Annotated in this window: 9 protein-coding genes and 1 pseudogene; 6 read left to right on the forward strand and 4 right to left on the reverse strand. The window is 66.2% G+C overall.

What is annotated here, in order from left to right; genetic code table 11:
* Positions 1–15 precede the first annotated feature (15 nt).
* Positions 16–435 (reverse strand): MarR family transcriptional regulator, encoded by a 420-nt coding sequence (locus tag AKI01S_RS37555; RefSeq protein ID WP_067829157.1) that lies wholly within the window; start codon positions 433–435, stop codon positions 16–18.
* Positions 436–504: 69 nt separating this feature from the next.
* Positions 505–1,455 carry a replication/maintenance protein RepL gene (locus AKI01S_RS37560; protein WP_067829160.1) on the reverse strand — a complete coding sequence of 317 codons (951 nt, stop codon included), beginning with the start codon at positions 1,453–1,455 and terminating at the stop codon, positions 505–507.
* A 1,279-nt stretch (positions 1,456–2,734) separates the two neighbouring features.
* Between AKI01S_RS37560 and AKI01S_RS51230 the strand changes: the two genes are divergently transcribed.
* The 3 genes from AKI01S_RS51230 (at position 2,735) to AKI01S_RS37575 (ending at position 4,920) form a co-directional block, all read left to right on the forward strand.
* Positions 2,735–3,238, forward strand: a complete 504-nt coding sequence (locus tag AKI01S_RS51230) for a hypothetical protein (protein ID WP_157420446.1) — start codon at positions 2,735–2,737, stop codon at positions 3,236–3,238.
* A gap of 191 nt (positions 3,239–3,429) precedes the next feature.
* On the forward strand, positions 3,430–4,338 hold the full coding sequence (locus tag AKI01S_RS37570; protein ID WP_218009973.1) for a YwqG family protein: 909 nt from the start codon (positions 3,430–3,432) through the stop codon (positions 4,336–4,338).
* A gap of 294 nt (positions 4,339–4,632) precedes the next feature.
* A complete protein-coding gene (locus AKI01S_RS37575; protein WP_067829166.1) occupies positions 4,633–4,920 on the forward strand; it encodes a hypothetical protein in 288 nt (95 codons plus the stop codon).
* A 352-nt stretch (positions 4,921–5,272) separates the two neighbouring features.
* On the opposite strand, the gene AKI01S_RS37580 is transcribed toward AKI01S_RS37575, so the two are convergent.
* Entirely contained in the window at positions 5,273–5,869 is a 597-nt protein-coding gene (locus tag AKI01S_RS37580) for a hypothetical protein (protein ID WP_067829169.1), read from the reverse strand.
* Positions 5,870–6,178: 309 nt separating this feature from the next.
* On the opposite strand from AKI01S_RS37580, the pseudogene AKI01S_RS37585 reads away from it, so the two are divergent.
* Positions 6,179–7,360 (forward strand): annotated as a pseudogene (locus AKI01S_RS37585) (IS110 family RNA-guided transposase).
* 42 nt (positions 7,361–7,402) lie between these two features.
* Here AKI01S_RS37585 and AKI01S_RS37590 read toward each other — a convergent pair.
* The gene (locus tag AKI01S_RS37590) at positions 7,403–7,810 is read right to left on the reverse strand and encodes a HEAT repeat domain-containing protein (protein WP_157420447.1); all 408 of its coding nucleotides are present in this window, start codon (positions 7,808–7,810) and stop codon (positions 7,403–7,405) included.
* 779 nt (positions 7,811–8,589) lie between these two features.
* Between AKI01S_RS37590 and AKI01S_RS37595 the strand changes: the two genes are divergently transcribed.
* Both AKI01S_RS37595 and AKI01S_RS37600 read left to right on the forward strand, forming a co-directional pair.
* Positions 8,590–9,729, forward strand: a complete 1,140-nt coding sequence (locus tag AKI01S_RS37595; protein ID WP_067829172.1) for a ParA family protein — start codon at positions 8,590–8,592, stop codon at positions 9,727–9,729.
* Entirely contained in the window at positions 9,729–10,658 is a 930-nt protein-coding gene (locus AKI01S_RS37600) for a ParB/RepB/Spo0J family partition protein (protein ID WP_067829175.1), read from the forward strand. Before AKI01S_RS37595 ends, AKI01S_RS37600 begins: the two co-directional genes overlap by 1 nt.
* Positions 10,659–10,785 lie beyond the last annotated feature (127 nt).

Below are 10,785 nucleotides of genomic sequence, written 5' to 3' on the forward strand. Positions count from 1 at the left end.
CGCGGCCGCCGTGGGTCAGGCGCTGCGGCGGGTCAGGTTGGCCAACTGCCGGGCATAGCGTGTCCGGCGAGCCTCAGAGAACTTCTCCGGATTCAGGGAGGCGATCATCGGCACGTCCATCAGTGGCTCGGGCGTCGCGCCGCCAGTGAGCACCGGGTGCAGGGTATAGGCGCGATACTCGGCCCTGACGATGATTCCCACCGCTCGAAGCTGCTGCACAGCGTTGTTGACAGTCTGCTTGGGCGACCCCAGCAGACTCACCAGGTCGTTTTGCGACACCCGGGCGACACCGGTCTCGGGATCGTGATGAGCCAGCAGTTCCAGCAGCACCCGGTAGGCCGATGGGCTCAGGTCCACCATCGCCAGCACATCAAGGACCTCACGGCTGAGGACGACCGGCTCGCTGGAGGGCGGTTCCGGTACGTAGTCGCTCATCGAGTCCTCCGAGAGGTCGGGGTGCCGTCGCCATTGTGACCCGAGCGGGCGCGTGTTGTCGTCTCCATCTCAGATTGCTTCCCGGTTCTGGCCGGTTTGCAGCCTGGCCCGGCGCAGCGCGGACTTGATGGTGTCGGGGTTGTCCCGGAACCCATGCTCCTCCAGGAACCTGCCGACGGTGCCCTTGGTGGGTCTGACGCCTTGTTCCCTCAGCAGATCGGCGGCCAGCAGGACGCGGGCGTTGACCGTGGGCTGGGCGCGCAGTCGCCGCCGGATGTCGGACGCCGTGGAGGGCGTCTGGTGGGGGAATGCCGTATCCGTAGCAGATACGGCCATCTCGGGGGCCGGGGATGGGGAGGGAACTGAGGTGGTCGCGCCGCGGCCGCCGCGACGTCGCGGAGTGCGCCTGGTCGCGGTGCCGGAGACGGTGGGAACACCGCTGTCGTCGAGCTCGACCAGTGACAGTTGCGTGCCCTGTTCACGGGCGGCCAGCCATTCGCGGGCGTGATCGGGTCGATCAGGGAGCACGCACACAAACCCGCCGGTGGCCTCGATCCAGGCCTGCTGGGCATCGACCCACTCGTGCTGAGCCACCTCCTGGTCAGAGGAGGTGCCCCGAAACGACAGCCACGGATTGAGCTGGTACAGGCCGTTGCGGACCCGGCGCAGCCATCCCAGTTCCATGAAGTAGGTGAACGCCGTGCTGATGTGGCCCTCGGCGATGCCGTAACGCTCGGCGAGCTCGCTGTAGGTGATCTTGACGTAGCCGGTCTGACGGCGCGACTGCAAAGCCACCAGGGCGTTCCAGACCTGGTGCCAGGCCGGACGCAACCGCAGATAGCCCAGGCATTCATGCAGGGCAGCCGCGTCCAGGACAAAACCCTTGGCGTCGCCGAGCAGGGCGAACTCGAACCCGGTGGTCTTGTGGACAGCGACGATCTCGGTGCCGTCCTTGCCGCGCCGGACCGTCAGGTGGTGGCCGGGTGGGATGGCGAGGTCACTGCGTCGAGTGGTGGACACCCCTTTTTGGCCTCCTCCTGCGGCATCGGCGGCAAACCGCCGGACAAGAAAACGGTCGCAGTGACCATACCGTTTTCACCCCCGGGGTGGGGTGAAAACGGTCCAGTGTCTGCGACCGTCTGCACCCCGGTATGACAGCAGCGTCCCGACGCCCCCGAACCGGATTCGCTACCTGCGGCTCCAGGGGTGCATCCGAGGGGGTGCATCACTCTCGTTTTGGGGTGTTGCACCCGGGTGCAACACCCCAAAACTGGGGTGTGGATAACAGTCTGACCTGCTGAAACTCCGCACGACTCTTAGTTGAAAAAACGCGCGCGCGTGATACCCGATGCACCCACCTTCAAGCAAGCATCACACCTGGCGTGTCGTGGAGCAATCAGGCACTCAGAAGGATCCTCAATGACCACAACCCAGCTGGGAGAACCTAAACCCACTGATCTCCCGCAGGAGTGCACCTGCCTGCAGGAGGCCATCGCCACCGGCGCATCTCGTCACTGCTGCACCCACCCCGGAGCACTCGTTCGCGCAACGGTGTTCAGGTGTGACAGGCCTCTTGCGCGAACGAGTGCTCCGGCCCCAGGAGGGGTCCGGGGAACCACGGGGTTCCCCGGTCACCCACGCAGAACCACCAGGACCTGCACCCCGCTCCCTTCCACCTGCACCCGTGACCACCGCACCACCGCCAAGACGCGACCTCACAGATGATCACCAGTGAAGCCGCTCCCCTCCCCCGCAACCACAGCAACGGCAGTCAGTCCACCGGCCCACTCCACTCGCAAGGGATTCCCAACATCGCTAGCAGTTGGTCATGAACACATCCAGCTACCGTCATCTCCCACCTGGGATGAGGGTGGCACGTACCGTCTCGCCATCGGGATGGTCGATGACGATGGCAGGACCTTGCTAGTACAGGCGGCAAGCGTGCCGAGGAAGAACACCGGGTCAAGAACCCCTCAAACTCACACGGCGCTCCGTCCGCAGTTGCCAAGCCCCCCGACCAGGGACTCCTCGCGGACCTGACCACTGGATACCGCATCGTCCGCGCCACGGTTCGCATCATTCCCGCCCCGCAACCCGCAGGTAGGCGCAGAACTAGGCCCCCCCTTTGTCCTTGCCAGGGAGCTATGGGAGTTGCAGGCCAGCTCTCCTCGGCCTGCTGAACGGTAGGAAGGCGACCCGACGGGTCTGCATAATGAATCAGGTTGATCCCCTATGGGAGCATTCGCCCGCGGTCTGGTTCTTCGTCTCGACGTCCGGGCGTGGACTTCGAGGAGAGCTCGTGCCTGTCCGTCCGTTCGTTGTGGTCGCTTCGTTGGCTCTGGTGCCGGGCCTGGCCTCGTGCGAGGGATCGGGGAAAGCTGTCTCCACACCGAGCTCCACGCCGAGCTCCGCGACTACAAGCCTGAAGCCGTCCAAACCCGCCGGAACCCAGATCGGCCACTACAAGGACATCGTCTTGTCTCGAAGTCTGGAGTTGCGCTTCGACGATGACCCGGTCAACAAGCGAGCGGTTGACGGTGACCTCGGCTTTCTCGGGGAGATCAAAGCCCACCGGATCAGCCCTCTGCCGGGAAGCACCCGCGGCGGGTACCAGGTATGCCGAGATCGAACAGGACAGTCCAAGACCCTCAGTTTCAAAGCGGTCACCGTCGGCCGGTCGGTCTGCGTCATCACAGAGTCGGGACTGGTGGGCCTGCTGAAGGTCAGGCAGTTCCAGTACGGGCACCGCGACGACCGGGGCATCCTCCGGTTCGATCTGACCGTCTGGCAGGGACCCGCCTGACCGGACCATCCGATCACGCGCTCGAAGCGGCAGCTCGTTCGCAACAAGCCGCCCATCCAGCTCAAAGACCCCTTGAGGCTGTGACGCGTTGGGGCGCAGCACAGCCTCAAGGAGTTCGCGGCCCAGTTCACACAGTTGCGGAGCTGGCCCCTGCTGCGAGTCCCGGCCAAGGGCAGAGCCAGATCGGCAAAGTGTCCGAGGCGAAGACCATCATGCCGGGCATGATCTTTCTGGAGGAGCAGCTGCGGCGGGTCGCGCACCGGCATCTGCCCTCGGCGGTGGCCGAGCAGTGGATCGCTCTGATGCGGCCCGCGGTGCGGCTGAAACGCCGGGCCAAAGGCCACCAGCCGGTAGGACATCTGGGCGGCCTTCCAACGCTGCCGCCACAGGTCCCGTGGCCGGTCTGGCCCGACCGCGGCTCGTTGAACTTCGTCGCCGCGCTGGATTGCGCGCAGCTGCCGACAGCCGCGCTGGACCTTGCGGTCCCGGCCGCGGGCATGCTGCTGTTCTTCTACCTGGACCCCGAGGACGGCTTGTTCGACCCGGAGTATCCACCGGGAGTGGTCACCGGTGATCCCGCGACCCAGGCCGGAGCACGAGTGTTGTACGTGCCGCCCGACACCGCGGCCGTCGAGCGGCCGGCACCCTTTGACGTGGAGCCCTACGAGCGGGTGGAGCTGGCCGCCCAGCTGATGGCCACCGGACCGGACTTCACCCACCCCCAGCTGCGTTCCGCCACCGGCCACCTGCCCGAATGGGAACAGCAGTTCATGGCCGACAGCGCCAATGGGGACGCGCTGCACGACGAACTGGCCCGCTGCATGCCATCACCCCGACACTGGCTGGGCGGCCATGCGCTCCCGGTCCAGGACGCGGTCGAGATGCAAGCGGCCTACACCCACCTGTCCGGACGGGCGGACTGGCAGGACCCGGCACTGGAGCAGGAGGCTCGGCGGTGGAGGCTGCTGGCGCAGTTCGACAGCGATGACCAGGCCGGCATGCGGTGGGGCGACATGGGCACGCTCTTCTGGCTGATGCACCCCGACGACCTGGCCGCCCACCGATTCCACCAGGCGTGCTTCAGCATGCAGTGCACCTAACGCCCCGCCTCCGCACAGAACTCATCCACCCAGCTCAGCAGGTTCTGAACCCCTACTGCCCCAGCGCTGTGGGGCAGTGCGAAGCAGGGAGCTGTCCGCCAGATCTGAGGGGCACAGGGTGAGCTGCGCCTGCTGTGGTCACAGGGCTGGATCCTGCGATCGGCTGCCGTTGGTGCCGCATTTGTGTGTCATGAGTTCATCTGCGCGTGATCGATTCATGCAGCTGAATGTGGCTGGGCCGCACAACCTGACCTCCACCCGGCAGTTGAGGGTGGCGATGGCCGGCGGGATCGAGTGCACACCGCCACCAGTGCCGCCCATCAGACCCAGGACTTTCTCAACGTCTATGCCGTCTGCGCCGCAGTAGGGATGCTGCGCAGCGCCGCGGGACTTCCCATCGTCGACAGAGGTATAGTCTCGCTGTTCGACCGGATCGAGCTGCTCCTTGAACGAAGGCACAAGCAGGCTTGGTGCGGCCACTTCAGATTCAAGGGACGCTGGTTGTCCAGGCATCCCTTGGTGCAGCGACTGGTCGGCCGGGCCGATCGCTGTGGCATCTACTCGCCCGTCGAAGACGACTGAGTGTGGGCTGGTACTCCCCGCGCACGCATCGTCCTGGAGAGCCGGTGTTCACCATCGTCTACCGAACTACTGGCGATGGCGGCATGAGCTGAGGTATCACCGGCCGTGACGACAGGCCGCCCTCGTTATGTTCTTCGTGGTCCTGCAAGAGGGCCGCTGGCCTTCGGGCCCGGCATGACTGTTCCCCTCTGTCGAATCGATGACCTGGGGGTGGTGTCACTGGGCCGGTGGCTGTACGAACGTGAAGTGGCCCCGCCCTCAGCCGATCTCGGCCCCATCGCATTGAAAGAGGATTCATGTTCGTGTGAGCTCTGGCCCCACCAGCCCAGGTGATGCTGGCCCTTGATCATCCTCAACTGGCGGAAACGTCGGCGGGAGCCCAGGCGATGACGGGCCTGGTGCTCTGGGGAAGCACGACGACGAACTCGCCGGTGGGCTGAAGGACCCGCGCGACGCCGACCCGGTCCCGCCCCGTCAGCAGGGACACCAGTGCGTCTCGGCCCTCAGCGATGCGGTCGACGTGGGCGTAGATGGCCACCCTTTCCGCCGGGCCGTTGATCCAGATGCCCAGTTCGGCACCGGCGCGCAGCGCTTGGAGCAGCTGGGTACGCAGGGCGCTCGGGGCGGCTTGCAGCACTCGGTCGTGCAGGCGTTCCTGTCCACAGGGGACGGTAGGCGCAGCCAACACCTCGACCCGGCACCGCGGGCAGGCATGCTCCGAGTCCGGCTCGAAGTTGCATATGACGGCTACGAACTCCTCCCCAGCAAGTCCGCACAACGTGACGGGTCTGGGCAAGCCGCAGAAGAAGACGTCCCCGGTGTAGGTCACCGCATGTTCGATCTCAGGGGCGTCCCGTTGTTCAGCGCACCCGAACCTGGCCGGTTGCCGAGCGGAGGCGAACGACCAGCCCTCGACCATGAACCACCACCCTTCGCTTCCACTGATCATCACACTGATCCAACGCTGTCGGCCAGCGGGGCGGGTCCATAGTCGGCTGGAATGCCTGACGGGCCATGGGTCCAGATTCGGTGCGAAGGGTGGAGCCAGAACGCGGTCGCCAAATCAGGGCCGGTGGTGCCGTCGGAGACGCTGATGAGATGCCCGACCACTGCCTGGCCGGGCGCAATGCCCGGTCTTTTGCGGGCGGCAGGTCTGCATAACGTGGATGCGCGTGTACGACACCTGTGGCCGGTCCTGTGCGAGCAGCTGGAGAGTGTCGGGTTGTTCAACACCCAAGACGTGGGCGTCTTCCTCGGCATGGACGTCGGGAAGAACACTCATCACGGCCACGGGCTGGCCATGGCCGGCAAGAAGGTCTTCGACACGCCGCTGCCCAACAGCGAGCCGAAGCTGCGGGCCGTGTTCGACAAGTTGACCGCTAAGTTCGGCACCGTGCTGGTCGTGGTGGACTAGCCCGCATCCATCGGCGCCCTGCCACTGGCGGTGGCACGCGAGGCGGGCTGCCGAGTCGCCTACCTGCCCGTCCTGGCCATGCGGCGTATCGCCGACCTCTACCCGGGCGAGGCCAAGACCGATGCCAAGGACGCTGCGGTGATCGCTGACACCGCCCGAACCATGCCACACGTTCTGTGGTCGCTGGAACTCACCGACGAGATCACCACCGAGATCACCACCGAGATCACCGCCGAGCTGACCGTGCTAGTCGGCTTCGACCAGGACCTGGCCGCTGAGGCCAACCGCACCTCCAATCGGATCCGTGGCCTGCTCACCCAGTTCCATCCCAGCCTTGAACGGGTGCTGGACCCCCGGCTGGACCATCCAGCCGTCACCTGGCTACTGGAGCGCCACGGCTGTCCGGCAGCACTACGCAAAGCCGGACGGCGAAGGCTTGCTGATCTGATCTGTCCCAAGGTTCCGCGGATGGCCGAGCGGCTGATCGACGAGGTCTTCGCCGCCGTCGACGAGCAGACCGTGATCGTCCCTGGCACCAGCACCCTCGACCTGGCGATCCCCTCACTCGCCCGCTCCCTGACGGCCGTTCACCAGCAGCGACGCTCACTGGAAAGCCAGATCGCCACCCGGCTGGAGGCTCACCCTGTTTCCCCGGTCCTGATCTCGATGCCCGGGGGCGCGGTCAGGACCGCGGCAGTCCTGCTGGTCAACGTCGGCGACGGCATCAACTTCCCCACCGCCGCACACCTGGCCTCCTACATCGGCCTCGCCCCCACCACCAAGTCCTCAGGGACCTGGATCCACGGCGAACACGCACCCAGAAGCGGAAACCGGCAACGCAAACGGGCCATGCTCCTCTCAGCCTTCGCCGCCCTGCACGGCCCCGCCTTCCGCACCTACTACGACAAATGCCGAACTCGCGGCAAAACCCACGCCCAAGCCCTGCTCCGCCTGGCCCGCCACCGCATCAGCGTGCTGTTGGCCATGCTCGGCGACGGCGCCTTCTGCGAACTTCGTCGTCCCTAAGCGACGGCTGCATGAGCCATGCCCACAGGCAGTCGATCCAGATCAACACCCTGTGTCGCCTGTCCAGGCCGAGATATCTGCGGCACCCCGACGGACAGCTTCTTCCGGGTCGCGGACGAGCTTCCCGCAGGCTGCCGCGACGTCCCGCACACCATCCGGGCCCACGAGCGCGTCAAGTACCCCAATTTGCAGCCAGTCGGCTTGGTTGTCGTCAGCCTCGGTAACCGCCAGAGCGATGAGCCTTATAGCGGCCACCGTCCCCACCCGGGTCAGAGCCTCTGCCGTCTGTCGAATCACGGCCGTGTCCTCGACATCCAGCAGCAACCCCACCAGCGCTTGCGCAGCCTGAGGAACATCAGCGAAGGAAGCAAGGTCGCGCCCGGCCCGAGCACGTTGCTCCCACGAAGGAGACAGCGCCTCAGTCAAGGCCGCCTCCAACCCACTCACCATCTCCGGCACGACCCGACCGTCTCATGCCCCACGAACAAGATCGAACCCCGGACCGAAGCTGCCCACACCCTTGACGAAGAACATAGAGGCACCCCCCAACACCACTCCCCTGCCAGCGGCGACCGCCTGGCTTCCCGGTACGAGATGCATCGAGATGGAACCGGGAGGTCCCGGGGCGCACACCATGTCGCGCATCGCCATGGCGCGCGGCGGCGCTCCACGCCGCTTCTGTGGTCTTTCTGCGTCCAAGGCGTTTGCTGTCTCTTGCCCGTGGCGTCACAGACTGTGCCCGACTCTGCCTACCCACACCGGGCAACAACCTCCCGCGGTCACTCGGCTCCCCCATCGAGCTGCCGACTGAGGGGCAGGGGGCGTAGTGACCGGACTCCATAGGTTCGTGAAGCAGTGGCGTCGTTTGCGATGGCCGCCAGCTCGCGTGTCACACGCCTGGCATGCTCCTCGACAGGGAGCGCTTGGCCGAGCCTCCGGCGACTCCGCGCCCGTCGCCTACTGGTCCCGATGGGGACGATGAAGGTGACAGCGGCGATGAACCTGTCCGCTCGAACTACGAGCTCTGCTGGATCGGTGGGTGATGAGAGTCGCCGACCATGGCGTGGCGGATCGCCACACCCGGCCCCCTGGGGCACCCTGGGACTCACGGCACAAGCACTGGACTCAGCGACGGCCGTTAACGCCGTTAACACTCGAGTCGAGCGATGACTGGTTAGGTATCGGCGTTTCTCTCAAGATTCATCTGCCTCGCTAGTAAGGTAACGCGCATGCCTATCGACCACACCGGTGACGAGAGAGAAAAGATCGTCTCCAAACTGCCGCCACGCCTCCACCAAGACCTCAAGGTCCGCGCCGCCGAACTCGGCATCGACATCCAGGACGCCGTCACCGCCGGGGTGAACGCCTGGATGCACAACACCTCCACAAGAGAACAGATCGAGACCACAGGCGCGGGATCATTCAGCACCTGGCTTCCCGCCGGACTGTACGACGACTTCAAAGCCACCTGCGCCCAGCGATCGGTCTCCTACGTGCAGGGACTCGCCCAGTCCGTCGACCAGTGGCTGACCGCACACCCCTCCCCGAGGGGAAGCGCACCGACGACCCCGCGCCGCCGCATCATCTGCAACCAGAAAGGCGGCGTCGGCAAGACCGCCATCTCCGCCGGCCTGGCCGCCGCCTACGCCGAAGCCGGCGAACGCGTCCTGCTCGTCGACTACGACCCCCAAGGCCACCTCAGCACCCAGCTCGGGGTCCAGCACATCGTCGCCGGCGACGACAGCCTGGCCCGACACATGGCCGGCACCGCACGCGGCGACATCCACGACCTCATCATCCCCCTGCAGGGAGACCTCACCGGCGACCGGCTGCACATCCTGCCCTCCTGCGCCGACGCCTTCCTGCTCGACGTCGAACTGTCCAAGGTGCGCGCCCGCGAGTCGGCCATGGAACGCGCCCTGGCCCCCGTCGAGAACGACTACGACGTCATCATCATCGACTGCCCACCCAGCCTCGGCCTGTCGATGGACGCCGGACTCCACTACGGCCGCCGCCGCGACGGCGAACGCCCAGGCCAAGCAGGCGTACTGATCCCCGTCCAAGCCGAAGACAGCTCCGCCGACGCCTTCGGCATGCTCATGGGACAGATCAACGACCTGCAAGACGACATGAACATCCAGATCGACCAGCTCGGGATCGTCGTCAACCTCTACGACTCACGCCGCGGCTTCATCGCCACCTCCTCCTTGGAGAACTGGCGCTCCCTCGGCGAGCCGCCGGTCGTCGCCGTCATTCCCGACCGCAAGGAACAGCGCGAGGCCGTCCGCCTGCACAAGCCACTGCTGGAGTACGCGCCCGACTGCGAGCAGTCCCAAGCCATCCGCAACCTCGTCAAGGAGATCGCGTAGTGGGAAAGGCAGACCAGCTCGGAGCATCGTCCTCGTTCGCCGCGGCCGCCGGGGCACGCAGCGCCCGCCGTCGCCTCATCGACACCGCGACCGGCGCCGATGAGGCGACGGCCCCTGCAGTAACTCCCGCCGACCCGCCGCGAATCGTTCCCCTCACCGACCTCGCCCACAACCCCTTCAACCCACGCGCCGACCTCGGCGAGCTCCAGGAGACCGCTGACAGCCTCCTGGAGAAGGGACAGATCCAGCCGCTCACCGTCATCACCCGCAAGGCCTTCCTCCAGGCACATCCCGGACACGAAGACGAGCTCGGCAACGCCTCCTACGTCGTTTTGGACGGCAACCGTCGACTGGGCGCCGCCCGCCTGGCCGGACTGGACGAGATGCGCGTGGACGTCAACGACGCCCTCGCCTCCTCCGCCGCCGACCTCCTGGAATCGGCCCTGGTCGCCAACCTGCACCGCGCCGACCTCACCCCGCTGGAGGAAGCCCGCACCCTCGCAGAACTTGTCGAAGTCCACGGTTCACAGCGACAGGTCGCGCGCCGCATCGGCAAGTCCAATGTCTGGGTCAGCCAGCGCCTGGCCCTCCTCGACCTCAAACCTGAGCTCCAGGAACAGCTTGCCTCCGGCGAGCTGAAGGTTGAAGATGCCCGCCGCATCGGCAAGCTCCCGATCGAACAGCAGGAGGGAGCCGCCGAAGAGGCCAAGGAGGTCCGTAAGATCCCCGCTCCCCGCGCGCAGACACGCGCCGCCAAGGAGGCCGCAGCGGGAGAGGCCAACCGAAGTGTTAACGCCGTTAACGGCGGCATCGGAAACAAGAAGCAGACCGTGGATTGGACCGACCTGGTTTCGCTGGCAGCCAAGCTACGGGGCACGCTGTCGATCCAGCAGCGCAAGCAGCTAGCCGAGCTCCTGCTGGAAGACTGAACCAATCCGCCACGGCACACTCGCGTCCGGGCTCCGGGGACACTCCCCGGAGCCCGGACGCATTCCAGCACCCGATACCCAGTGCCCAGCATGCGCCCGACTCCCCCGCCCTGCGGTCAAGAACCTG

It is taken from the genome of Actinomadura kijaniata NBRC 14229 (genome assembly GCF_001552175.1).
In the GTDB taxonomy this organism is placed as follows: Bacteria; Actinomycetota; Actinomycetes; order Streptosporangiales; family Streptosporangiaceae; genus Spirillospora; species Spirillospora kijaniata.

What these genes read in the sequence shown, in the direction of transcription:
- AKI01S_RS37580 (WP_067829169.1), bottom strand. Translation starts at nt 5,869, where the DNA reads ATGATCAGTGGAAGCGAAGGGTGGTGGTTCATGGTCGAGGGCTGGTCG.
- AKI01S_RS37590 (WP_157420447.1), bottom strand. Translation starts at nt 7,810, where the DNA reads ATGGTGAGTGGGTTGGAGGCGGCCTTGACTGAGGCGCTGTCTCCTTCG.
- AKI01S_RS37555 (WP_067829157.1), bottom strand. Translation starts at nt 435, where the DNA reads ATGAGCGACTACGTACCGGAACCGCCCTCCAGCGAGCCGGTCGTCCTC.
- AKI01S_RS37595 (WP_067829172.1), top strand. Translation starts at nt 8,590, where the DNA reads ATGCCTATCGACCACACCGGTGACGAGAGAGAAAAGATCGTCTCCAAA.